The 24,513-nt window shown below is 72.3% G+C and carries 14 protein-coding genes and 1 pseudogene; 8 read left to right on the top strand and 7 right to left on the bottom strand.

The annotated features are described in order from the left end of the window. Positions 1-274: 274 nt before the first annotated feature. Positions 275-1,990 (bottom strand): annotated as a pseudogene (gene treS, locus IH48_RS0105955) (maltose alpha-D-glucosyltransferase); the annotation flags it as partial. After that, a complete protein-coding gene (locus tag IH48_RS0105960) occupies positions 1,987-3,975 on the bottom strand; it encodes an alpha-1,4-glucan--maltose-1-phosphate maltosyltransferase (protein ID WP_030900058.1) in 1,989 nt (662 codons plus the stop codon). The gene IH48_RS0105960 and the pseudogene treS, both read right to left, overlap by 4 nt. A 542-nt stretch (positions 3,976-4,517) precedes the next feature. Here IH48_RS0105960 and glgP point away from each other — a divergent pair. Then, positions 4,518-7,244 (top strand): alpha-glucan family phosphorylase, encoded by a 2,727-nt coding sequence (gene glgP, locus IH48_RS0105965; protein WP_030900059.1) that lies wholly within the window; start codon positions 4,518-4,520, stop codon positions 7,242-7,244. A gap of 218 nt (positions 7,245-7,462) precedes the next feature. Continuing rightward, positions 7,463-8,710 (top strand): alginate lyase family protein, encoded by a 1,248-nt coding sequence (locus tag IH48_RS0105970; protein ID WP_030900062.1) that lies wholly within the window; start codon positions 7,463-7,465, stop codon positions 8,708-8,710. 23 nt (positions 8,711-8,733) lie between these two features. On the opposite strand, the gene IH48_RS34280 is transcribed toward IH48_RS0105970, so the two are convergent. The 4 genes from IH48_RS34280 to IH48_RS0105990 all read right to left on the bottom strand — a co-directional run bounded on the left by IH48_RS34280 (position 8,734) and on the right by IH48_RS0105990 (position 15,387). Then, positions 8,734-9,651 (bottom strand): squalene/phytoene synthase family protein, encoded by a 918-nt coding sequence (locus IH48_RS34280; RefSeq protein WP_158710252.1) that lies wholly within the window; start codon positions 9,649-9,651, stop codon positions 8,734-8,736. Positions 9,652-9,801: 150 nt separating this feature from the next. After that, positions 9,802-11,229, bottom strand: a complete 1,428-nt coding sequence (locus IH48_RS0105980; protein ID WP_030900065.1) for an MFS transporter — start codon at positions 11,227-11,229, stop codon at positions 9,802-9,804. Positions 11,230-11,551: 322 nt separating this feature from the next. Then, the gene (locus tag IH48_RS0105985; RefSeq protein ID WP_078849507.1) at positions 11,552-13,438 is read right to left on the bottom strand and encodes an ABC transporter ATP-binding protein; all 1,887 of its coding nucleotides are present in this window, start codon (positions 13,436-13,438) and stop codon (positions 11,552-11,554) included. Beyond that, positions 13,435-15,387: an ABC transporter ATP-binding protein gene (locus IH48_RS0105990; protein ID WP_078849508.1), complete on the bottom strand. Its 1,953-nt coding sequence runs from the start codon at positions 15,385-15,387 to the stop codon at positions 13,435-13,437. Before IH48_RS0105990 ends, IH48_RS0105985 begins: the two co-directional genes overlap by 4 nt. Positions 15,388-15,551: 164 nt before the next feature. Between IH48_RS0105990 and IH48_RS0105995 the strand changes: the two genes are divergently transcribed. The 4 genes from IH48_RS0105995 (at position 15,552) to IH48_RS0106010 (ending at position 19,285) form a co-directional block, all read left to right on the top strand. Next, positions 15,552-16,499, top strand: a complete 948-nt coding sequence (locus tag IH48_RS0105995) for an ABC transporter ATP-binding protein (protein ID WP_051839245.1) — start codon at positions 15,552-15,554, stop codon at positions 16,497-16,499. A 2-nt stretch (positions 16,500-16,501) separates the two neighbouring features. Beyond that, complete coding sequence (locus IH48_RS0106000; protein WP_030900073.1) at positions 16,502-17,284, top strand: ABC transporter permease; 783 nt, start codon at positions 16,502-16,504, stop codon at positions 17,282-17,284. A gap of 101 nt (positions 17,285-17,385) precedes the next feature. Beyond that, entirely contained in the window at positions 17,386-18,636 is a 1,251-nt protein-coding gene (locus IH48_RS0106005; protein ID WP_030900075.1) for a sensor histidine kinase, read from the top strand. After that, on the top strand, positions 18,629-19,285 hold the full coding sequence (locus IH48_RS0106010) for a response regulator (RefSeq protein ID WP_030900077.1): 657 nt from the start codon (positions 18,629-18,631) through the stop codon (positions 19,283-19,285). Before IH48_RS0106005 ends, IH48_RS0106010 begins: the two co-directional genes overlap by 8 nt. A 28-nt stretch (positions 19,286-19,313) precedes the next feature. On the opposite strand, the gene glgX is transcribed toward IH48_RS0106010, so the two are convergent. After that, positions 19,314-21,650: a glycogen debranching protein GlgX gene (glgX, locus tag IH48_RS0106015; protein WP_078849509.1), complete on the bottom strand. Its 2,337-nt coding sequence runs from the start codon at positions 21,648-21,650 to the stop codon at positions 19,314-19,316. A gap of 172 nt (positions 21,651-21,822) precedes the next feature. Here glgX and IH48_RS0106020 point away from each other — a divergent pair, with 172 nt between their 5' ends. After that, positions 21,823-23,049, top strand: a complete 1,227-nt coding sequence (locus IH48_RS0106020) for a L,D-transpeptidase (RefSeq protein WP_030900081.1) — start codon at positions 21,823-21,825, stop codon at positions 23,047-23,049. 200 nt (positions 23,050-23,249) lie between these two features. After that, on the top strand, positions 23,250-24,500 hold the full coding sequence (locus tag IH48_RS0106025) for a L,D-transpeptidase family protein (protein ID WP_199809897.1): 1,251 nt from the start codon (positions 23,250-23,252) through the stop codon (positions 24,498-24,500). Positions 24,501-24,513 lie beyond the last annotated feature (13 nt).

Here is a 24,513-nt window from a genome sequence, read left to right on the forward strand (position 1 = left end):
CGGAGTCGACGGACGTAACGGAGGATCCCCGCGCGGCCCGATTCCCGCGAACCGGCCGTCGGTGAGAGTGCCCCGTGCGGGGCGGCGGAAACCGCCCCGCGTCTCAGCCCCGCCGGTACTCGGTCGCGGGCGCCGCGCCGGGGCCCGTCGCCGCGCCGGGACCTGCCGCCGCACCGGGGCCCGCCGCGGCACCACCCTTACCGGGCGCCGGCTTCTCGCCCGGTGCCGCGCCCACGCCCACGCCGAGTGAGGGCCCCGAGGCGGCCGGCGCCGGCGCGGAGTCCTGGCGCAGCCTGAACCAGTAGAAGCCGTGGCCCGCGAGCGTGAGCAGGTAGGGCCACTCGCCGATGGCGGGGAAGCGCACACCGCCGATCAGCTCCACCGGATGGCGGCCGCTGTACTGCCGCAGGTCGAGCTCGGTGGGCTGGGCGAACCGGGAGAAGTTGTGCACGCACAGCACCAGGTCGTCGCCGTTGCCCTCGGGCGACGGCGCCTCGCGCAGGAACGCCAGCACCGCCGGGTTGGAGGACGGCAGCTCCGTGTACGAGCCGATGCCGAAGGCCGGGTTCTGCTTGCGGATCTCGATCATCCGGCGCGTCCAGTGCAGCAGCGACGACGGCGACGCCATGGCCGCCTCGACGTTGGTGACCTGGTACCCGTAGACCGGGTCCATGATCGTCGGCAGGTAGAGCCTGCCCGGGTCGCTGGAGGAGAACCCCGCGTTGCGGTCGGGCGTCCACTGCATGGGCGTCCTGACCGCGTCGCGGTCGCCCAGCCAGATGTTGTCCCCCATGCCGATCTCGTCGCCGTAGTAGAGGATCGGCGAGCCGGGCAGCGACAGCAGCAGGGCCGTGAACAGCTCGATCTGGTTGCGGTCGTTGTCCAGCAGCGGCGCCAGCCTGCGGCGGATGCCGATGTTGGCGCGCATCCGCGGGTCCTTGGCGTACTCGGCGTACATGTAGTCGCGCTCTTCGTCCGTCACCATCTCGAGCGTCAGCTCGTCGTGGTTGCGCAGGAAGATGCCCCACTGGCAGCCGCTCGGGATGGCCGGCGTCTTCGCCAGGATCTCGGAGACCGGGTAGCGCGACTCGCGCCGCACCGCCATGAAGATGCGCGGCATCACGGGGAAGTGGAACGCCATGTGGCACTCGTCGCCGCCGCGCTCGAAGGAGCCGAAGTAGTCGACCACGTCCTCCGGCCACTGGTTGGCCTCGGCGAGCAGCACGGTGTCCGGGTAGTGGGCGTCGATCTCGGCCCGTACGCGCTTGAGGAAGGCGTGCGACTGCGGCAGGTTCTCGCAGTTCGTGCCCTCCTCCGCGTACAGGTAGGGCACCGCGTCCAGGCGGAAGCCGTCGATGCCGAGGTCGAGCCAGAATCGCAGGACCGAGATCATCTCCTCCTGCACGGCCGGGTTCTCGTAGTTGAGGTCCGGCTGGTGGGAGAAGAAGCGGTGCCAGTAGTACTGCCCCCGCACGGGGTCGAACGTCCAGTTGGACGCCTCGGTGTCGACGAAGATGATGCGCGCGTCCGCGTACCGCTTGTCCTCGTCGTCCCACACGTAGTAATCGCCGTACGGGCCTTCGGGGTTGGTGCGCGACTCCTGGAACCACGGGTGCTGGTCGCTGGTGTGGTTCATGACCACGTCGATGATCACACGCATGCCGCGCTGGTGCGCGGCGTCGACGAACTCCACGAAGTCGGCGAGATCGCCGAACTCCGGGAGGACCGCCGTGTAGTCCGCCACGTCGTACCCGCCGTCCCGCAGCGGGGACTTGAAGAACGGCGGCAGCCAGAGGCAGTCCACGCCGAGCCACTGCAGGTAGTCGAGTTTGGCGGTGAGGCCCTTGAGGTCGCCGACGCCGTCGCCGTTGCTGTCCTGGAACGAACGCACCAGGACCTCGTAGAAGACGGCCCGTTTGAACCAGTCGGGGTTGCGGTCCTTCGCCGGCGTGTCCTCGAAGAGGTCGTGGACGGGCTCATTGACGATCATGATGTGGGTGACCCTCCGGTAGGCGGGGACGGTCGCAGGACGACGATGTGCGCGGGCGTGACGCCCGGCTCCAGGCGCACATAGTTGGCCCTGCCCCAGTGATAGGTGTCGCCGGTGAGCTCGTCGCGCACCGGGACGGTCTCGTGCCACTCAAGGCCGAGCCGCGGCATGTCCAACGAGACCGTGGCTTCCTGGGTGTGGTGCGGGTCGAGGTTCACGACCACCAGAACGATGTTCGAACCCGACCGCTTGCTGTACGCGAGCACGGAGTCGTTGTCGGCGTGGTGGAAGTGGATGTCCCGCAGCTGCTGGAGCGCGGGATGCCTGCGCCGCAGCCGGTTGAGCGTGGTGATCAGTGGTGCGATCGTGCGGCCCTCACGCTCGGCCGCCTCCCAGTCCCTGGGCCTGAGCTGGTACTTCTCGGAATCCAGGTACTCCTCGCTGCCCGGGCGCACCGACGCGTTCTCGCACAGCTCGAACCCCGCGTAGACGCCCCAGGACGGTGACATCGTCGCCGCGAGGACCGCCCGCGCCTCGAACGCGGGCCTGCCGCCCTCCTGGAGGTAGGCGTGCAGGATGTCAGGCGTGTTGACGAAGAAGTTCGGGCGCATGACGGAGGCGGACTCGCCCGAGAGCTCGGTCAGGTACTCCGTCAGTTCCTGTTTCGAATTGCGCCAGGTGAAGTAGGTGTACGACTGCTGGAAGCCGATCGCGGCCAGCGCCCGCATCATCGCGGGGCGCGTGAACGCCTCGGCGAGGAAGATGACGTCGGGGTCGGTCCGGTTGACGGTGGCGATGACCTTCTCCCAGAAGACCACCGGCTTGGTGTGCGGATTGTCGACACGGAAGACGCGTACCCCGTGGGACATCCAGTACCGCAGGATCCGTACGGTCTCCCTGACGAGGCCGCGCATGTCCTTGTCGAACGCGATCGGGTAGATGTCCTGGTACTTCTTCGGCGGGTTCTCCGCATACGCGATCGTCCCGTCGGGCCTGTGGTGGAACCAGTCGGGCTTCCTGCCGACCCACGGGTGGTCGGGCGAGCACTGCAGTGCGAAGTCGAGCGCGACCTCCATCCGCAGGTCGCGCGCGGTGCCCACGAAGCGGTCGAAGTCGTCGATCGTGCCGAGGTCCGGGTGCACCGCGTCGTGGCCGCCGGCCTCGGAACCGATCGCCCACGGCACGCCCACGTCACCGGGCCCCGCCGACAGGGAGTTGTTCGGGCCCTTGCGGAACGTGCTGCCGATCGGGTGGATCGGCGGCAGGTACACCACGTCGAACCCCATCGCGGCGATCGCCGGCAGCCGCTCGGCGGCCGTCGCGAACGTCCCGCTCACGGCCGGCTCGCCCGGCCTGACCACCGCGCCCTCCGAGCGCGGGAACATCTCGTACCAGGACCCGTACAGCGCGCGCCTGCGCTCCACCTTGAGCGGCACGGGACGCGAGGCGGAGACCAGATCGCGCAGCGGATGGGCGGCGAGCGCCTCGTCCACCTCGGGTGTCAGCGCCGCCGCGAGACGGGCCGCCGGCGGACGCGACGTGTCGCGCAGCGCGTCCACCGCCGCGAGCACGAACTCGCGGCCCTCGCGCTTCGGCACGCCCTCGGCGGCCCGCTCGTGCAGCGCCGCGCCCTCGGCGAGCACCAGGTCGGTGTCGATGCCGGCCGGGATCTTGATGCCCGCGGTGTGCCGCCAGGTGGTGACGGGGTCGCTCCACGCCTCGACCGTGTACGTCCAGTCGCCCTCCTCCGTGGGGGTGACGTCGGCGCCCCACCGGTCGGTGCCGGGCGCCAGTTCGCGCATCGGGGTGAAGGGCCCCGGGCGCCCGGCCGGGTCGGTGAGCACGACGTTGGCGGCGACCGCGTCGTGTCCCTCGCGGAAGACGGTCGCGGCGACCTGGAAGGTCTCACCGCTCACCGCCTTCGCCGGGCGTCTTCCGCAGTCGACGAGGGGGGTGACGTCCAGGACGGGGATGCGACCGATCAGTTTCACCGAATCACCTGGGGGCTGGGCTGGCGTGACGAGCAGGACAAGTGGTGCGAGTCGAGCAGGACAGGCGGGGTGCGGAAGGGGTAAGTAGCCGCGAATCAGATTTTGTACTGGTTTTGCTGTTCTTTTTAGCTGCTTGATCGACCGGAGGCACGGTGTGGGCAGGTCCGTTTGCGCCCGCGTTCACCCGAACAGCACTCGCGAGCGTGCGTACGGGGGAGCCTTCCATGCGAACGGGGCCGCCAATCCGGCGCCGCGTTGACTCACCGCACCGGAATGGTTACCCAATCCTGTACCGCCGCGCCGCCGTGCGCGAGTCCGCCTCGTACCCGCGAGGCGGGCGCCGCCGTACGGCATATGCACCGGCGCAACGCGGCGGGCGGGGGCGGGAGCGTCGCACGAACCGCGCGCAAACCGCCGCGACGCGCGCGTATGCGCCGTGGTTGCGGGGGCAGCGGACGGCTAACGTCTCACCACGGCGGGACGCCCTGCGCGGTGCGTCCCCTCCGATACGTACGTCCCTTGCGAAGGTGGAGCACGTGAAGGCAATCCGTCGGTTCACCGTCCGCCCGGTACTTCCCGAGCCCCTCGGCCCCCTCAGCGATCTGGCCCGCAACCTGCGCTGGTCCTGGCACACCGCGACCCGCGAGCTGTTCGAGGCGGTCGATCCGGAGGGCTGGCGGGCCGTGGGAGCCGACCCGGTCAGACTGCTCGGCACCGTGTCGGCGGCACGCCTCGCCGAGCTCGCCGGGGACCGGGCGTTCCTGGACAGGCTGGCGGCCGTCACCGCGGACCTGGACGCCTACCTGCACGGCGAGCGCTGGTACCAGCAGCGGGACGCCGGGCAGGCCGGCGGCGAGCAGGGCACGGGGGGCGCCGGCGAGCTGCCCGCCGCCATCGCCTACTTCTCGCCCGAGTTCGGCATCACCGCGGCCCTGCCGCAGTACTCCGGCGGCCTCGGCATCCTCGCCGGCGACCACCTCAAGGCGGCGAGCGACCTCGGGGTGCCGCTGATCGGCGTCGGCCTGCTCTACCGGCACGGCTACTTCCGCCAGTCGCTCTCCAGGGACGGCTGGCAGCAGGAGCAGTACCCGGTGCTCGACCCGCACGAGCTCCCCCTCACCCAGCTGCGTGAGCCCGACGGCACCCCCGCCCACGTGGAGCTCGCGCTGCCCGGCGGCCGCGCGCTGCGCGCCAGGATCTGGCAGGCGCAGGTGGGCAGGGTGCCGCTGCTGATGCTCGACTCGGACGTCGAGGAGAACGGCCACACGGAACGCGAGGTCACCGACCGGCTCTACGGCGGCGGCAGCGAGCACCGGCTGTTGCAGGAGATGCTGCTCGGCATCGGCGGCGTGCGTGCCGTGCGCACGTACTGCCGGCTCACCGGCCACCCGGCTCCCGAGGTGTTCCACACCAACGAGGGCCACGCGGGCTTCCTCGGCCTGGAGCGGATCAGTGAGCTGGCGGCCGACGGCACCGGCTTCGAGGCCGCGCTTGAGGCCGTGCGCGCGGGCACCGTGTTCACCACGCACACCCCCGTGCCCGCCGGCATCGACCGGTTCGACCGTGCGCTCGTCGCCCACCACTTCGGCGCCGACGGGGAACTGCCTGGCGTCGAGGCGGAACGGGTGCTCGGCCTCGGCACGGAGACCTACCAGGGCGGCGACCCGCAGGTGTTCAACATGGCCGTGATGGGGCTGCGCCTCGCCGGGCGGGCCAACGGGGTCTCCACCCTGCACGGCCGGGTCAGCCGGGAGATGTTCTCCGGCCTGTGGCCCGGGTTCGACGCCGAGGAGGTGCCGATCACGTCCGTCACGAACGGCGTGCACGCGCTGACCTGGGTGGCTCCCGAGGTCGTGGCGCTCGGCGCCCGGCAGATCGGCGAGGCCCGGGCCGAGCAGGCGCTCACCGTCGGCGGGCCCGGCCGCTGGGAGTCGGTCGCCGACATCCCCGACGCGGACGTCTGGCAGGTCAGGCGCACCCTGCGCGCGCGGCTCGTGGCCGAGGTGCGCGAGCGGCTGCGGGCCTCCTGGCGGCAGCGCGGCGCGGCGGCCGCGGAACTCGGCTGGATCGACGGGGTCCTCGATCCCGACGTCCTCACCATCGGCTTCGCCCGCCGCGTCCCGTCGTACAAGCGGCTGACGCTGATGCTGCGCGACCCGGCGCGGCTGACCAGGCTGCTGCTCGACGAGGAGCGGCCGGTGCAGATCGTCGTCGCGGGCAAGGCGCACCCGGCGGACGACGGTGGCAAGCGGCTCATCCAGGAGCTGGTGCACTTCGCGGACGACCCCCGGGTACGGCACCGGATCGTGTTCCTGCCCGACTACGGCATGGGCATGGCGCAGAAGCTCTACCCGGGCTGCGACGTGTGGCTGAACAACCCGCTCAGGCCGCTGGAGGCGTGCGGCACCAGCGGGATGAAGGCCGCCCTCAACGGGTGCCTCAACCTGTCGGTCCTGGACGGCTGGTGGGACGAGTGGTACGAGCCGGACTTCGGCTGGGCCATCCCGACCGCGGACGGGTCGGCCGCCGCGGACGAGAACCGCCGCGACGACCTTGAGGCGAACGCGCTGTACGAGCTGATCGAGAACCGCGTGGCACCGCGCTTCTACGACCGGGGCGGCCGGGGCGGCTCGGGCGGCCGGGGCGGACGGGCCGCGGCAGAGGAGAGTGGCGACGGGCTGCCGGGCCGCTGGATCGAGATGGTGCGCCGCACGCTGGTCACGCTGGGACCGAAGGTGCTGGCGGGCCGGATGGTGCGCGAGTACGTGGAGCGGCTGTACGCGCCCGCCGCGCACGCGCACCGCGCGCTCGGCACGAAGGCGGCAGCGGAACTCGCGGCCTGGAAGTACCGGGTGCGCACCCTGTGGCCGCACGTGTCGGTCGACCACGTCGAGACCGTCTCGGCCGGGGAGGGTGCTACCTGCGGCACCGCCCAGCTGGGCTCCGCGCTCGCGCTGCGGGTCGGCGTCGCCCTCGGCGATCTGCGTCCCGAGGACGTGGAGGTGCAGGCCGTGGCGGGGCGGGTCGACTCGGACGATGCCATCGCCGACGCGCAGACGTTCCCGCTCAAGCCGTCGGGCGGTCCTGACGCCGAGGGGCGCTGGGTCTACGAGGGGCCGCTGTCCCTGGACCGCACGGGACCGTACGGGTACACGGTGCGCGTGCTGCCCTCGCACGTGCTGCTGGCGGGCGGCGTGGACCTCGGCCTCGTCGCGCTGCCCACGGAGGCGGCGGGCGAGCACGCGGGGTTGCTGATGCGGTAGGCCGCCGCGCCCGGCTCGTACGGCGCCCCGTGGTCCCCGGCGGACCGCGGGGCGCCGCCGCGTCCGGAGCCAGTAAAGGTACAGACCTTGACGGCCGTCGTGCGGCGCTCTACCTTCCTGCCATCACGTTCACAACTCCGCCTGGCATTCATGTCGATGAACAACTGGCATCGTGTCCGGCGGCGTTGGGACACCCTCCACCGGAAGGGACCCCCCACATGCGCCCCGGAAAGACCTCACGGCTCGTCACGCTCGCCACAGCCCTCGCGGGCGTCACCGCAGCCCTCTGCATGGCGCCCGCCTCGGCCACCTCGGCCGGCCACGCCGCGCACCGTGCGGCCGCCACCCCCGCGGTGGCCGCGTCCCCCGCCGCCTTCACCCACCCGGGTGTCAACCTCGACACCGCCCAACTCGACTTCATACGGGCCAAGGTCCAGGCGGGCGCCGAGCCCTGGAAGTCCGCGTACGACCAGATGATGGCGAGCAAGTACGCCGACCTGAACCGCACGCCGAAGCCGCGCGCCAACGTCGAGTGCGGCTCGTACTCGCACCCGAACAACGGCTGCACCGACGAACGGCAGGACGCGATAGCCGCGTACACCGACGCCCTCGCCTGGTACATCAACCGCGACGACCGGTACGCCCAGAAGTCCATCGAGCTCATGGACGCCTGGTCAGCCACCATCCAGGAGCACACCGATTCCAACGCGCCCCTCCAGACGGGATGGGCCGGCGCCTCCTGGCCGAAGGCCGCCGAGATCATCAAGCACGTGTACGGGAACTGGCCCGACGAGGGCCGGTTCGACACGATGCTGCGCGACGTCTACCTGCCGACCGTCATCAAGGGCTCCAACTCCAACGGCAACTGGGAGCTGACGATGATGGAGGCGGCGGTGTCCATCTCCGTCTACCTCGACGACAAGGCGGACTACGACACGGCGATCTCCAAGTACCTGACGCGCACCGCCGCCTACGTCTACCTGCCCTCGGACGGCAGCCTGCCCAAGACGGTGCCGAGCCAGCACCTCGACACCCGCGCGAAGATCGTGGCCTACTGGCAGGGGCAGTCGACCTTCAACGCGTCCATGACCGGCGTCACGCAGGAGACCTGCCGCGACTTCACCCACACCGGCTACGGCATCTCCAACATCGGGCACGTCTACGAGACGGCACGCATCCAGGGCCAGGACCTCTACCCGCAGGTCGGCGAGCGGCTGCGGCAGGCGCTCGGCTTCCAGTCGCGCCTGGAGACGGGGGCCATGTCCCAGCCGTCCACGCTGTGTCCGGGCAAGTCGCTCAAGCTCGGCCTCGGGCCGATCACCGAGGTCGGCTTCAACGCGCTGCACACGCGCAAGGGCATCGCGATGACCAGCACCCAGGCGCTGACCGAGCGTCAGCGGCCCGCGGGGACGAACAGCCTGTTCGTCGCCTGGGAGACGCTCACCAACGCGGAGAACCCCAACTAGGCGGCGGGGCGGGCAGCGGCGCGTCAGGCCGACAGCCCGAGCGCCAGGGGCTCGCGGCGCGAGTCCGCCACCAGGCGCAGGCACTCCACCGGGTCGTCACGCACCGGGCGCCTGACGATCTCCGCGCCCATGGCGCCGATCGTGTCGAGGCGGTGGTGGTAGAGGCCGAGCAGGACCCGCACGAGCGGCCGGAACTCGACCGGGACCTCGCCGACGACCCGGCCCGCCTCGAGCAGCGTCGCCCTTGCCCTGTCCGCGGTGGCGAGCACCAGCGCCCGCACACCGCGGGTGGGGCGGCCGCGCTCCAGGTCGGAGGGGCTCACGCCGTGGCGCTCCAGGTCGGTGAGCGGCAGCGCGAGCCGGCCCTCCGCGAGGTCCTCGGCCAGGTCGGTGAGCAGGTCGGTGCGCTGGCAGGCGTCGGCGACCAGCCGGCAGGAGGCGGCGAACGCGTCGTCGGGCACGAGGTGCGGGGTGAGGCCGGTGCTGAGCATGATGCCCGGCCAGGTCAGGGTGTCGATGTAGCGCTGGTAGTCCGCCTCGTCGGCGAAGCCGGGGAACTCCAGGTCGATCCGCGTGCCCGCGAGGTAGCTGTCGAACCACTTCCTCGGCAGGGCCGCGGCCTCGGCCGAGTGCACGAAGGCGCGCAGCAGCGGATGGTGCGAGTCGCCCGTGTCGAGCGCCCGCGTGACGTGCCCGGTCCAGGCGTCGAGCTGCCGCAGCCGCTCGCCCGGGGTGCCCGTGTCGCAGACGTCGTCCGTGAAACCGAGCATCGAGGCGCCCGTCAGCGCGTGCGGCAGGAAGCCGCCGGGAGACTGGAGGCGCACGACGCCGTAGAGCACGGGCTCCCGGCGGCGCAGGTAGCGTGCGGCGGTGGTGTAGTCGGCGCGCAGGCCGGCGGGCCGCACCCCGGCGAGATCCAGACAACGTCGCCACGAACGCACGAACAGGCTCCCTGGGCAGTGGAGGACAGGACACGGTGGGACACGTGCCGGCACCAGCGTAGCCACGCGGGGGACCCGGTCCTTGCCGGGTCCCCCGCGTGGCGTCGTGGCTACGGCGCCGGTGGTCACGCGCTCGTCGTGCGCCGGGCGTCAGGCGCTCCTGGCCGGTTCCCGGCTCGCGGCGGCGGCCGGCTCCTCGTGTGCGGTGCCGCTTCGGCGGCCGGGGCGCGTGAGAGCCAACACGAGCGCCGCACCCACCACCGCGCAGCCACCGGCCACCGCGTAACCGGCGTCCAGCCCCGAGGCGACGGACGCCCGCGGACCCCCGATACCCTCCCCGGCCACGGACGAGAAGACGGTGCCGAGCACCGCGACCCCGATCGCCAGGCCGAGCTGCCGCGCCATGTTCAGCGCGCCACCGGCCATCCCGGCGCGCTCCGGCGGCACCGCGCCCATCACCGCCGACGACAGCGGCGGCAGCGCGAGCCCCGCGCCGAGGCCGATGCACAGCATGCCGGGTATCAGTACGCCCGCCGTGGCCGAGGCGTCGAGCCCGGTCTCGAGGAAGGAGCCCGCGGCGATGCACAGCAGACCCAGCGTCACCGAGTAGCGCGGCCGCACCCCGTGCCCCAGCCGCCCCATCACCAGCGGCACCACGAAGGACACCGCGCTCATCGGCATGATCACGAGCCCTGTGGACACCGGGCCGAGGCCGAGCTTGCCCTGCATCCACAGCGACGCGTACGGGAACATCGCCCACGCCCCGATCGACAGCAGCGCCGCCCCGCTCACGAATCCCACGAACGCGCGGTTCCGGAACAGCGAGAGGTCGAGCATCGGCGCGGCGGTGCGGCGCTCGACGACGAGGAACGCCGCCAGCGACAGTGCGGCCAGCGCCAGGGGGCCCCAGACCTCCCAGTCGCCCCAGGGCCTCTCGGCGCTGCGGATCAGCCCGAACGTGACGGCCGCGGCCATCAGGGTGAAGGCGGCCATGCCGGGCAGGTCCAGCGGGCGGGAGCGGCCGCCGTGATCGGGGGCGACGGAGCGCCAGGTGATCGCCACGGCCACGACGGCCACGGGCACGTTGACCGCGAAGATCCACTGCCAGCCCAGGTGCTGCGTCAGCAGCCCGCCGATTATCGGACCCGCGGCGGCCGCCGCCCCGTTGACCGCACCCCACACTCCGAACGCGATACCGCGGTCCCTGCCGCGGTAGGTGGTGCTGAGCAGGGCGATGGTGGTGGCGAACATCGCCGCCGCGCCGACGCCCTGCACGGCCCTGCCCGCGATCAGGACCGCCGTCGACGGAGCGAGCGCGCAGGACAGCGAGGCCAGCGCGAAGATCGTCAGGCCCGCGACGCAGACACGGCGGTGGCCGAGACGGTCGGCAATGGTGCCGGCACCGAGCAGCAGCGCGGCCAGCGTCAGGGCATAGATGTCGACGACCCACTGCAGGCCGCTGAACGACGTCCCGAGGTCCTTCGCCATGGCAGGCAGGGCGACGTTCACGATGGTGACGTCGATCAGGAGCATGAACGCACCGAGACTCACCGCGACGAGCGGCCACCACTTACGCATCGCGCACCCCCGGGCGTGTGCCGCGGGACGTGCCCGCGTCGTGGGCGTGGGACCGATCGGATCCCCCGCGGACGGTTCTGCCGCGCAACGTGATGTGCGGGCCACGGCGTATCTCCACCGTCGTTCCCCTTCGTGATACAGCGTTCTCGACGCGCACCACTGTGCCGGGGCGCCGCCGGATGCCACAGCCAGGATGGCCCTGGCGGAGGAAGTCGACGTGCCCCGCCTTGATAGAGCGGAAATCCATCACTCGGTGCGGGATCGGGTGGCGCTTTTCGACGACACGACACGACACGGCGGGCGCGGCCAGGTCGCCCAGGCCCTACGCGAGGCTGTCGCGCCAGGCGCGGTGCAGGTCCGCGAAGCGGCCCGTGCCGGCGATCAGTTCGGCGGGCGCGCCGTCCTCCACGATGCGGCCGTGCTCCATCACCAGGACACGGTCGGCGATCTCCACCGTCGACAGCCGGTGCGCGATCACCACGGCCGTCCGCCCACGCAGCACCGTGTCCATCGCGCGCTGCACCGCCCGCTCGCCCGGCACGTCGAGCGAACTCGTCGCCTCGTCGAGGATCAGCACCGAAGGATCGGCGAGCAGGGCACGCGCGAACGCGACCAGCTGGCGCTGGCCCGCGGAGATCCGCCCGCCGCGCTTGCGGACGTCGGTGTCGTACCCGTCGGGCAGCCCCTCGATGAAGTCGTGCGCCCCGATCTCCTTGGCCGCCCGCTCGATCTGCTCGCGTGTCGCGTCAGGGCGGCCGATCGCGATGTTCTCCGCGACCGTCCCCGAGAACAGGAACGCCTCCTGTGTCACCATCACCACGCCGCGCCGCAACTCGGCCGTGTCCAGATCGCGGAGGTCGACACCGTCCAGCAGGACGCGGCCCGCCGTCGGGTCGTAGAACCGCGCGAGCAGCTTCGCCAGCGTGGACTTGCCCGCCCCCGTGGAGCCGACGACCGCGACCGTCTCGCCCGCGGGCAGGGTCAGCGTGAACCTGGGCAGCACCTCGCCGCCCGTCCGGTACCCGAAGCCGACCTCCTCGAAGGCGACCTCGCGGCCGGGCAGGCCGCCGTCGCGTACGGGCAGCGCGCGCGGCTGTGCCGCCTCGGGGACACTGGCCACCTGCGCCAGGAGCCCCGCGATCTTCTCCAGCGAGGCGGACGCCGACTGGTAGGAGTTGAGGAACATGCCGAGGCGGTCGATCGGGTCGTAAAGCCGCCGCAGGTACAGCACGGCGGCCGCCAGCACGCCCAGCTCAAGGGTGCCGTCCGCGACGCGGTACGCGCCCCACAGCACCATGCCGGCGACCGCGGTGTTCGCGACGAGGCGCGAACCGACCACATAGCGGGCCATCTCGATCAGCGCGTCACCGTTGCTGCGCTCGTGGCGCCGGTTCAGCACGCCGAGCTCGGAGTCGTTGACGGACTCGCGGCGGAACGCCCTGACCGGCCTGATGCCGTTCAGGGTCTCCGCGAACTTCACGATGACCGCGGCGATCGCGGTCGAGCGTCGGCCGAAAACCATTCCGGCACGGCGCTGGTAGAGCCGCACCAGCAGGTACAGCGGGACGAACGACACCACCGCGACGCCGCCGATGGAGAAGTCCAGGTAGAGCAGCATGCAGGAGATGTAGACGAATGACACGACGACGCTGACCAGCTCCTGCAGGCCCTCGTCGAGCAGCTCGCGCAGCGACTCCACGTCCGTGGTGGACCGGGAGATCAGCCGGCCCGACGTGTACCGCTCGTGGAAGTCGACGCTCAGGGCCTGCGCGTGGCGGAAGATCCTGCTCCGCAGGTCGAACAGGACGGCCTGGCTCACGCGCGTCGACGACTTGATGAAGGACTGCTGGAACCAGCCGGACAGCAGCGCGCACAGTCCGTACCCGGCACCGACCGCGATGAGCGCGCCGTGCTCGCCGTGGCGGAGGGCGGGCACCGCGTGGTCGATGGCGTACGCGACGAGCAGCGGACCGGTCTGCGCCGCTGCCTGCTGAAGCAGCAGCATGACGACCGTCAGCGCGACGCCCCGGCGCTCGGGGCCGAGGAGGGAGCGCAGCAGCGTGCGCGTCGCCCGGGGCGGAGCGGGCAGCGCGTCCCGGTCGAACGGGTCATCGGCGGGGGCTGCCGCGGCGGCCAGGACCGCCGCGTCCTCGGCCGCCGCCTCTGACCCGCCGCCTGCGGTGGGCCCCGTGGTCGTCGGCGTGCTCATCGGGCGTCCTCCTCTTCGCCGTCCGGCCGGCCGCCGCCCACTCCGGCGCGGGCCGGCTCCGCGGTGGCCCCCGGCTGAGCGGCGGCAAGCGGCTCAACGGTGGCGGCTTGCCCGCCGCGTTCCTCGCCCGACATCAGCCAGGCGTACTCCGCGCTCTCACGCAGCAATTGCTGGTGCGTGCCGACCGCGGCCACCCGGCCGTGCGAGATCAGCGCGACCCGGTCGGCCAGCAGGACGGTCGACGGCCGGTGGGCCACCACCAGCGCCGTCGTCTCCCGCAGGACGCGGCGCAAAGCCGCCTCCACCAGCGCCTCGGTATGCACGTCGAGCGCGGAGAGCGGATCGTCGAGCACCAGGAAGCGCGGCCTGCCCACCACCGCCCTTGCCAGCGCGAGCCGCTGGCGCTGTCCGCCCGACAGGCTCAGCCCCTGCTCGCCGACCTGGGTGTCCGTGGAACGGGGAAGCTCCCGTACGAATCCCGCCTGCGCGATGTCGAGCGCGCGGTCCAGATCGCCGCCGTCGGCCCCGTCGGCCCCGTCGGCTCCGCCTGCCTCGCCGCCGGCGCCCATCAGCACGTTCTCCCCGGCGCTCGCCGAGAACAGCGTCGGTTCCTCGAAGGCGACCGAGACCAGTTCACGCAGGCGTGCGCGCGGCATCCGCGTGATGTCCTCGCCGTCCAGCGTGATGCGGCCCGACGTCGCCTCGTGCAGGCGCGGCACCAGTGCCGTCAGCGTGGTCTTGCCCGAACCCGTCGCGCCGACCAGCGCCATCGTCTCGCCCGGGGCCACATGCAGGTCGATCCGCGACAGCACGGCGGGCGCGTCGGGCCCCGCGTCCGGGTAGCGGAAGGACACGCCCTCGAAGCGCAGGCCGGCCTCGGCCGGAGAGTCGGCGGGCAGCGCCGCTTCGGGCAGCGCCCCGGCCGGCTCCGTGCCCGTCTCCCGCGGGAGGTCCGTCTCCTCCCGCGCGTCCATCGGCTCGAAGAACCGCTCGGCCGCGGTCGCCGCCTCCTGGCTCATGGCGAGCATGAAGCCGATCGACTCGACCGGCCAGCGCAGCGCCAGCGCCGTGGAAAGGAACGCGACGAGCGTGCCCGCCGACAGGCCGCCGTCCGCGACCCGCAACGTGCCGAACACGAGCGCCGCGCCGATCGCCAGCTCGGGGATGGTCGTGATGAGAGACCAGATGCCCGCCAGCAGGCGGCCCTTCTCCAACTCGGTGCCCCGCAGCTTCGCCGCGAGTGCGCGGAAGGCCTGCGTCTGGCTGCGGTGGCGCCCGAAGCCCTTGACGATGCGGATGCCGAGCACACCCTCCTCGACCACCGTCGTCAGATCGCCGACCTGGTCCTGCGCGCGCCGCGCCACCAGCGCGTACCGCGACTCGAAGATCGAGCAGAGGATCACAAGCGGCACCGCCGGCGCGAGCAGCAGGAGCCCGAGCGCCCAGTCCTGCAGCAGCAGGATCACGCAACCGGTCACGATCGTCACGCCGTTGACCAGCAGGAACATCAGCGGGAAGGAGAGGAACTGGCGCAGCAGCATCAGGTCCGTCGTGCCGCGCGAGAGCAACTGGCCCGACGGCCAACGGTCGTGGAAGGCGACCGGCAGGCGCTGCAGGTGGCGGTAGAGGTCCGCGCGCATCGCCGCCTCGATCCCGGCGAGCGGACGGGCCACCAGCCACCTGCGCAGGCCGAACAGGCCGGCCTCGGCGGCACCGAGGAGCAGCAGGATGAGCGCGCCACGCCAGACGCCGCCGGTGTCGCGGTGCGCGATCGGCCCGTCCACCATCCACTTCAGCACCAGCGGGAAGACCAGTCCGAGGCAGGACGCCACGATGGCGATCACGGCGGCGACGGACATGCGCAGCCGCACGGGCCGCACGTACGGCCACAGCCGCAGCAGTGTCCGCACGGCCGGCGGTCTTCCCGTTGCTTCTCGGTTCTCGGACATCCACGTGAGCCTACGGGGAGCCACTGACATCGTTCACCGGCTTTCCGGCCGCTGCCCGGGTGCCCGGAGCGGACCGGTGGATACGGCATCAACCGATCGGATGATGGCGGTTCGAGCGCGTTGGCGGATACCCGGCGCGGGCCGCGGGCGGCATGGTTTCAGGTATGGCGATCATCGAAGTGCGAGACCTGCGCAAGGCGTACGGGGGCAGGCCCGTGGTGGACGGGGTGTCCTTCACCGTGGAGGAGGGGGAGGTCTTCGGCATCCTCGGCCCGAACGGCGCGGGAAAGACGACCACCGTCGAATGCGTGGAGGGGCTGCGCGTACCGGACAGCGGTGCGATAAGGGTCGCGGGCCTGGACCCGGTCACCGACCACGAGCGGGTGACCCACCTGCTGGGCGCGCAGCTCCAGGAGAGCGAGCTGCAGCCCAAGCTCACCGTGCGGGAGGCTCTCGAGCTGTACGCCGCGCTGTACCCGCACCCCGTCGACTGGCGGCCGCTCGCGTCCCGCCTCGGCCTCGACGCCAAGCTGACCACACGTTTCGCGAAGCTGTCCGGCGGCCAGAAACAGCGCCTGTTCATCGCGCTCGCCCTGATAGGCGGCCCGCGCGTGGTCGTCCTCGACGAACTGACCACCGGCCTCGACCCGAGGGCCCGCCGCGACACCTGGCAGCTGATGGAGGAGATACGGGACTCCGGTGTCACGGTGCTGCTGGTCACGCACTTCATGGAGGAGGCCCAGCGGCTGTGCGACCGCGTCGCCGTCATCGACGAGGGCCGCCTCGCCGCGCTCGACACGCCATCGGGCCTGATCGCCAGGTCCAGCGCGTCCACCGTCATCTCCTTCACCCCGTCGCGGCCGCTGGCGGAGCCTGAGCTGTACGCGCTGCCCGACGTCATGTCCGTCAACGCGCCGGGCGGCCGGGTCGTGATCCACGGCAGCGACGAGACGGTCAACGCCGTCATCACGCTGCTCGCCCGCCACCGCATAACGGCCCGTCAGCTGCGGGTCACCGAGGCGTCCCTCGACGACGCGTTCCTCGACATCACGGCCGGCCAGGGCGCGGCCCGGCAGCCGAATGCCCTGCACACACCGGAAGAGAGAGTGTGACCATGTCCGCCACCGCCACTCCCGCGCCCGCCGGGCGCAGGCCGTCCCCGGCTGCCGCCGTCCTGCGGACCGAGGCCCGCCTCCTCTACCTTCGAGAGCCGTCCGTCGCCCTGTCGGTCCTGCTGCTGCCCACCGTCCTCCTGGTGATCCTCGGCCTCATCCCCGGCTTCCGGGAGGCGGACGCCGGCCTCGGCGGGCGCCGCGTCATCGACCTGTACGTGCCGGTCGCCGTGCTGCTCGCGCTGACCATGGCGGGGATGCAGGCCATGCCGCCGATCCTCACCGGCTACCGGGAGCGCGGGATCCTGCGCCGCATGTCGACCACGCCGGTCCGGCCGTCCGCGATGCTCGTCTCGCAGCTGGTGCTGCTGGGCGGTGGCGCCCTGTTCTCGGCCCTGCTGGCGGTCGCGGTCGGCCGCATCGCGTTCGGCGTGGCCCTGCCCGGCCGGCCCGGCGGGTACCTCCTCGCGCTCGTCCTCGCCGCCGCGAGCGCCATATCGCTCGGCCTGCTGATCTCTGCGGTCGCCCGCCACGAGAAGGCCGCCCAGGCGCTGGGGGCCGTCACCCTGTTCCCCTCGATGTTCACCGCGGGCGTCTGGCTGCCCGTCCAGACCATGCCGCACCTGCTGCGCACGATCGTCGAGTACACGCCGCTCGGCGCCGCGTCACAGGCACTCGACCAGGCCGCGCGCGGCGCGTTCCCGGGCCTCGCCCACTTGGGGGTGACCGCGCTGTGGACGGTTCTGCTGACGGCGGGCGCGGCCCGCTGGTTCCGATGGCAGTGACCCGCCAGGACCGAAGGGAGCGCGCCCGGCCCGCCGCGGCGGTGCTCCTGGCCCGGGGCGCGTCCTGGTCAGCCCTCCCCTGTCTGGGGGAGACTGGCCGGATGAGAGGCCACGCCGCTCTCCACGAGGAGCGCTGGGAGCAGGTCTTCCGCTGGGGTCCGCTCACCCTCTTCGGGGTCGGCACGGCCGTCTCCGCGGCGGTGGCGACCGCGCTCATGAGCCGTACGGATCTGTACGGTGCGGCCTGCGCGGCGCCGGTGGCGCTCGCCTTCGAGCTGTGGTGGGCGCGGCCCGGGCGGGTGGCCGTGCCCGAGTCGGCCGCCGAGCAGGCCCACTACTGGATCCGTACGACCCTCGCGTTCGCCCTGACCTGGTTCAACCCGCTGTACGCGATCTACGCGTACAGCGGCTACCTCGCCGTCAGCCGCATGCTGCCCCGCCGGATCACCAGGGTGGGCCTCTTCGTCAACGCGGTCACGATCGCCGGGTCGCAGTCGTCCGGGCTGCCGCCACGGACCACCACCGTGTGGATCCTGTTCGGTGCGCTGATCGTGCTGAACAGCGGCATGGCGGCGATCTTCTCCGCCCTCGGGGAACGCGAGGTGGCGAAGGCCAAGCAGCGGACGGACACGATCCGCCAGCTGGAGACCGCCAACAGGCGCCTCGAACTGGCCATGCAGGAGAACGCGCAACTGCATGCGCAACTGCTCGTCCAGGCGCGCGAGGCGGGGGTCGCGGACGAACGCCGCAGGCTGGCCGCGGAGATCCACGACACGATCGCCCAGGGGCTCACCGGGATCATCGCGCAGCTCCAGGCCGTCAGCGCCGCGAACGACGGGGACCTCGCACGCGCGCACCTGTCGCGGGCGGCCACGCTCGCCCGGCACAGCCTGGGGGAGGCACGCCGCTCCGTGCAGAACCTCAGCCCGCTCGACCTGGAGGACGGCGCGCTGCCCGAGGCGCTGAAGAAGACCGTGGACGCCTGGTCGGACCGTACGGGGGTCACCGCGCGGTTCACCGTCACCGGCACCGAGGAGCAGCTGCACGACGAGGTCGCGGCGACGCTGCTGCGGGTCGCGCAGGAGGCGCTCGCCAACGCGGACCGGCACGCGGCCGCCGGCCGTGTCGGGGTCACGCTCTCCTACATGGGCGACGAGGTGACGCTCGACGTGCGCGACGACGGCGCCGGCTTCGACGTCCTCCACGTGCCGGAGCGTACCGGGACGGGAGGGTTCGGCCTCGCGGGCATGCGCGCCCGGGTCGAGCGGATCGCGGGCTCCCTCACGGTCGAGTCGGAGAAGGGAGGGGGTACGGCGGTCTCCGCTCGCGTACCGTTGGTCCACCATGGGTGAACAGGCCGGCAGGACCGTGACGCTGCTGCTCGTCGACGACCATCCCGTCGTGCGCGACGGGTTGCGCGGGATGTTCGAGTCGTCGCCGGGTTTCCGGGTGCTCGGCGAGGCGCCGAACGGCGTCGACGGCGTCGAGCTCGCGCTGCGGCTCGACCCGGACGTGGTCCTGATGGATCTGCGGATGCCGGGCGGCGACGGGGTCGCCGCGATCGCCGAGCTCGTCCGCAGGGGCGCCCGCGCCAAGGTCCTCGTGCTCACCACGTACGACACCGACTCCGACACGCTGCCCGCGATCGAGGCGGGCGCGACCGGCTACCTGCTCAAGGACGCCCCGCGCGAGGAGCTGTTCACGGCGGTGCGGGCAGCGGCCCAGGGCCGTGCGGTCCTGTCGCCCGCCGTCGCATCCCGCCTGGTCTCCCGCGTGCGCGCGCCGCTGAGCGCGCCCGGGGTCGAGCCGCTCTCGGCGCGCGAGCGCGAGGTGCTCGAACTCGTCGCGAAGGGCACCTCGAACCGCGAGATCGCGAAGGACCTCTTCATCAGCGAGGCCACGGTCAAGACCCACCTGACCCACCTCTACGCCAAGCTCGGCGTGAAGGACCGCGCGGCGGCGGTGGCCGTCGGCTACGACCGGCACATCCTCGGCGCCTGACGGGCGGAGCCCGGACGGGGTGCCCGGCTCACCCGCCGTCGTCCGGCGCAGGCCGCGCGCGCAGCAGGAGCACCGAGCGCGCCGGGACCGTAAGGGTGCTGCCGCCCGCATGCCGGGTGCCCGGCTCCGCGGCCTGGTCCTCAAGGGACGTGTCGACGACCGCCTCGTACATGCCCGCCCACGGCGGTCCAGGCAGCGCCACGTCCTGGGGCCCGGCGCCCGCGTGCAGGACCGCAAGGAAGCTGTCGTCGACGAACTCGCGGCCCCGCTCGTCCCGGCGGGTGATGTCGCGGCCGGACAGGAACAGCATCAGCGTGCACGCCGGCGCGTACCAGTCGTCCTCCGCCATCTCCTCGCCGCGCACCGTGAACCACGCCAGGTCGCGCAGCCCGTCCGGCGTGCGCGGCCGGCCGGTGAAGAACGTGCGCCGCCGCAGCACGGGATGGGCGGCACGCAACCCCGCCAGCCGCGACGTCAGGGTGTGCAGCGCCGCCCAGCCGGGGTCGCCGAGCAGCGACCAGTCGACCCAGCCGGTCTCGTTGTCCTGGCAGTAGGCGTTGTTGTTGCCGCCCTGGGTGCGGCCCATCTCGTCGCCCGCCACCAGCATCGGGACGCCGGCGGAAAGCAGCAGCGTCGTGACCATGTTGCGAAGCTGGCGGCGGCGCAGCGCCGTCACGTCCGCGTCTGCGCTCTCGCCCTCCACGCCGCAGTTCCAGGCACGGTTGTCGTCCGTCCCGTCCCTGTTGCCCTCGCCGTTCGCCTCGTTGTGCTTGCGCTCGTACGAGACGAGGTCGCGCAGCGTGAACCCGTCGTGCGCCGTGACGAAGTTGATCGACGCGTACGGCTGCCGCCCGCCCCACTCGTACAGGTCGCTGGAGCCCGAGATCCGGGTGCCCAGGTCGCGCACGTCCGAAGCGGCGCCGCGCCAGAAGTCACGCACCGCGTCACGGTAGCGGTCGTTCCACTCCGCCCACGGCGGCGGGAACGCGCCGACCTGGTAGCCGCCCGCGCCCACGTCCCACGGCTCCGCGATCAGCTTCACGCCGCTGAGCACGGGGTCCTGCGCGAGCACCGTGAGGAACGGCGAGGCCATGTCCACGTCGTCCCGGCCGCGGGCGAGCGCGGACGCCAGGTCGAAGCGGAAGCCGTCCACGCCCATCTCGGTGACCCAGTACCTGAGCGAGTCCGTGATCAGCCGCAGTGCCTGCGGCCGCATCACGTCGAGGGTGTTGCCGCACCCCGTGAAGTCGGCGTAGCGGCGCGCGTCCTGCTGCAGCCGGTAGTAGCCGCGGTTGCCCACGCCGCGCAGCGACAGCGTCGGCCCCAGCTCGCCGCCCTCGGCCGTGTGGTTGTAGACGACGTCGAGTATGACCTCGATGCCCGCCGCGTGCAGCGCGCGCACCATGTCCCTGAACTCGGCGACCTGCTCGCCGCGCGTGCCGTGCGCCGCGTACGCCGCGTGGGGCGCGAAGTAGCCGATCGAGTTGTAGCCCCAGTAGTTGGTGAGTCCGCGCCGCAGCAGGTGGTCCTCGTGCGCGAACTGATGCACGGGCAGCAGCTCGACGGCCGTCACGCCGAGCCCCCGCAGGTGCTCGACCGCCGCGGGGTGGGCCAGGCCCGCGTACGTGCCGCGCAGCTCGGCCGGCACACCCGGATGCCGTGCGGTGAACCCCCGCACGTGCACTTCGTACAGCACCGTGTCGGCCCACGGCGTCCTCGGGCGCAGGTGGTCCTCTCGCGCGCCGCCCTGCGCAGGGCCGGCCACGACGACGCCCTTCGGCACGTGGGGCGCCGAGTCGCGCTCGTCGCGCACGGTGTCCGCGACGTGCTGCTGCGGCCAGTCGCGCACATGGCCGTACACCTCGGGCGGCAGCCGGAAGTCGCCGTCGACGGCGCGCGCGTACGGGTCGAGCAGCAGTTTCGCCGGGTTCCAGCGGGCACCCGTCCACGGGTCCCAGCGCCCGTGCACGCGGTAGCCGTAGCGCGTACCCGGCGCGACGCCCGGCAGGAAGCCGTGCCACACGCTGTGCGTCAGCTCCACCAGCTCGTACCTGGTCTCGCGTGTGCCGTCGCCCTCGCCCTCGAACAGGCAGACCTCGACGGCCTCGGCGCCACCCGCCCACAGGGCGAAGTTGGTGCCCGCCGCGCCGCCCGGGCCGGTGCGGAACTCGGCGCCGAGCGGCGCCGGCGAGCCCGGCCACACCGACCCGGGGTGGCCGCGCCGGTACGGAAGGCGACCACCGAACGGCCCACCGTCCCCGGCCGGCGTCGCGCCGTCCCGGTACGGGGGCCACCCGGCCACGAGGCCACGCACCGGCCCATCGGCCGGGTCCCGCAACTCCTCCTGCTCGGCTGCGCCCGCCACCTGTCGGCCTCCCGCGGCTCGTCGGCCCCCGCGGGCGGCGGCGCGCGGCGTCCCCGCGCCGCACCCCTGCCCGCGTGGTCTTCCCCCTGTTCCTTCCCTCTACGGGACCCACCCTCACGCCCCTCCGGGTCACGGTACGTTTCCCCGGGCCCCCGGCGTCGTTGGGCGGGGCGTGAGACAGCTAACGCAGCGGGCCGCAGCCCGCGCCGCCATCCTGGTACTCGCCTCGGCCGCCCTCCTCGCCGGCCTCACGGGGTGCGACGGCGGGCACACCGACAGTGCGGGCAAGGACCAGGCGCCGGGCGAGGCCTCCGCCGACTCCATCCGTGTCACCCCACGCGACGGCGCCAAGGACGTGGGCCGCTTCGACCGCGTCCGCGTCACGGTCCCCGAGGGGCGGCTCGAACGCGTCACCGTCCGGCAGATCGAGGCCGCCGACCCGGTCGACCTGCCCGGCAGGGTCTCGGCCGACGGGCGCAGCTGGACGCCATTGCCGGGCGCGCACCCGGCACTCGCGGCCAAGTACGGCGTCGACGCCGTCACCGTCGACGACAGCGGCAGGCGAGCCGCCCGGCACACCACCTTCACCACCACCGTGCCCGCCCACCGCTTCATCGGGTACTTCACGCCGGAGAACCGTGCCACCGTCGGCACCGGCATGATCGTCTCCATCGACTTCAACCGGCGGATCAAGGACCGGGCAGCAGTGCAGCGCGCCATCTCCGTCACCTCGGACCCGGCGGTCGACATCGCGGGACACTGGTTCGGCGACCGGCGCCTCGACTTCAGGCCGCGCTCGTACTGGAAGCCGGGCACCAAGGTCACGCTCGGCATGCACCTGCGGGACGTCCAGGCGGCGCCCGGCGTGTACGGGACCCAGCAGAAGACGGTCGCCTTCACGATCGGCCGCTCCCAGGTCTCCACGGTCGACGCGGCGGCGCACACCATGAAGGTCCGCGGCGAGGGCGGCAGGCTGCTCGCCACCCTCCCCGTCACGACGGGCGCCCCGAACAGGACGACGTACAACGGTGAGATGGTCATCTCGCAGATGTACGACGTGACCCGCATGAACGGCTCCACCGTCGGCTTCGGCGGCGAGTACGACATCAAGGACGTGCCGCACGCGATGCGGCTGACCCGGTCGGGCACGTTCATCCACGGCAACTACTGGACGTCCCCCGACACGTTCGGATCGCGGAACACCAGCCACGGCTGCATCGGCCTGCGGGACGTCAAGGGCGGCAGCTCCTCCACCCCCGCGGGGTGGTTCTTCGACCGGTCCCTCATCGGCGACGTGGTGAAGGTCGTCAACTCCGACGACCGCACGGTCGCGCCCGACAACGGGCTCGGCGGCTGGAACATGGACTGGGCCGCGTGGCGGAAGGGTTCGGCCCTGTGAGCGGAGGGAAGACCTCCCCGTCGGCGTGAGGCCCGGCCACCCGTGGTTGGGACCGAACGGTGACACTCGTGTGAACGTCGTGCGTCCTTCGGTGTGATTGTCTAACGACAGCGCGTGCGCTGGTCACGCGGGGTTGCGGGCCGTGGCGGTGCCAGGCCGTGCGAGGGGAGACGACCGACGTGAGGCAGCCACTCATACCGCTGGGACTGCGGACGGGTGAACAGAAGGGGACCGCGCGCCCCCGGGGCAGGGCGGGCACCGGAGTGCTCGCGCTCATCCTGGGCGCGCTGCTGTTCGCCGTCGCGGCATGCGGCGGCTCGGGCGGGGGCAAGGGCGACGACGGCAAGGCGCAGGCGGGCAGCACGGCGGCGAAGGCCGCGGACGACGTGTCGCAGGCCGTCGTCAAGGTCACGCCGGACGACGGCGCCAAGTCGGTGGCCACGACGGGCGCGCTGCGGGTCGGCGTCGCCAAGGGCACGCTGACCTCCGTCACGGTGAAGGACGACCAGGGCGCCGCGGTCGACGGCAAGATCTCCGCGGACGGCACGGGCTGGCAGCCGCTGCAGCACCTCGCGTCCTCCACCGAGTACAAGGTGCACGTCACGGCGAAGGACGCCAAGGGCCGGGTCTCCGCGAAGGACACCACGTTCGCCACGCTGACCCCGAAGAACACCTTCATCGGCTACTACAAGCCTGAGAACGGCGCCACGGTCGGCGTCGGCATGCCCGTCTCGCTCAACTTCACGCGCGGCATCACGGACCCCGCCGCCGTCGAGAAGGCGATCACGGTGACGGCGGACCCCGCGGTGCCCGTCGAGGGCCACTGGTTCGGCAACGACCGGCTGGACTTCCGGCCCGAGAAGTACTGGGCGCCCGGCACGAAGGTGACCGTCAAGCTGAACCTCGACGGCGTCGAGGGCAGGCCCGGCGTGTACGGCACGCAGTCGAAGACGGTGAAGTTCACCGTGGGCCGCAGCCAGGTCTCCACCGTCGACGCCGACGCCCACACCATGAAGGTCGTGCGCGACGGCAAGCAGATCCGCCAGATCCCGATCAGCGCGGGCGGCCCCGGCCACACCACGTGGGAGGGGCAGATGGTCATCAGCGAGAAGGACCCGGTGACCCGCATGAACAGCCAGACCGTCGGCCTCGGCGGCGAGTACGACATCCCGGACGTGCCGCACGCGATGCGGCTGACCCAGTCGGGCACGTTCATCCACGGCAACTACTGGTCGGGGACCGGCATCTTCGGCTCGTCCAACACCAGCCACGGCTGCGTCGGCCTGCACGACCAGCGCGGCGGCGGGAACAACGGCACCCCGGCGGCGTGGTTCTACAACCACTCCCTGATCGGCGACATCGTGGTCGTGAAGAACTCGCACGACAAGACGGTCGCGCCGGACAACGGCCTCAACGGCTGGAACATGTCCTGGGCCGACTGGAAGAACTGACACCGAGACCTGG

This window comes from Streptomyces sp. NRRL F-5126 (assembly GCF_000721265.1).
In the GTDB taxonomy this organism is placed as follows: Bacteria; Actinomycetota; Actinomycetes; order Streptomycetales; family Streptomycetaceae; genus Streptomyces.

Bases quoted from the DNA above. Each gene is read 5' to 3' on its own strand.
- IH48_RS0105970 (WP_030900062.1), top strand. From the start codon at position 7,463: ATGCGCCCCGGAAAGACCTCACGGCTCGTCACGCTCGCCACAGCCCTC.
- IH48_RS0105980 (WP_030900065.1), bottom strand. From the start codon at position 11,229: ATGCGTAAGTGGTGGCCGCTCGTCGCGGTGAGTCTCGGTGCGTTCATG.
- IH48_RS0105985 (WP_078849507.1), bottom strand. From the start codon at position 13,438: ATGAGCACGCCGACGACCACGGGGCCCACCGCAGGCGGCGGGTCAGAG.
- IH48_RS0105990 (WP_078849508.1), bottom strand. From the start codon at position 15,387: ATGTCCGAGAACCGAGAAGCAACGGGAAGACCGCCGGCCGTGCGGACA.
- IH48_RS0105995 (WP_051839245.1), top strand. From the start codon at position 15,552: ATGGCGATCATCGAAGTGCGAGACCTGCGCAAGGCGTACGGGGGCAGG.
- IH48_RS0106000 (WP_030900073.1), top strand. From the start codon at position 16,502: ATGTCCGCCACCGCCACTCCCGCGCCCGCCGGGCGCAGGCCGTCCCCG.
- IH48_RS0106005 (WP_030900075.1), top strand. From the start codon at position 17,386: ATGAGAGGCCACGCCGCTCTCCACGAGGAGCGCTGGGAGCAGGTCTTC.
- IH48_RS0106010 (WP_030900077.1), top strand. From the start codon at position 18,629: ATGGGTGAACAGGCCGGCAGGACCGTGACGCTGCTGCTCGTCGACGAC.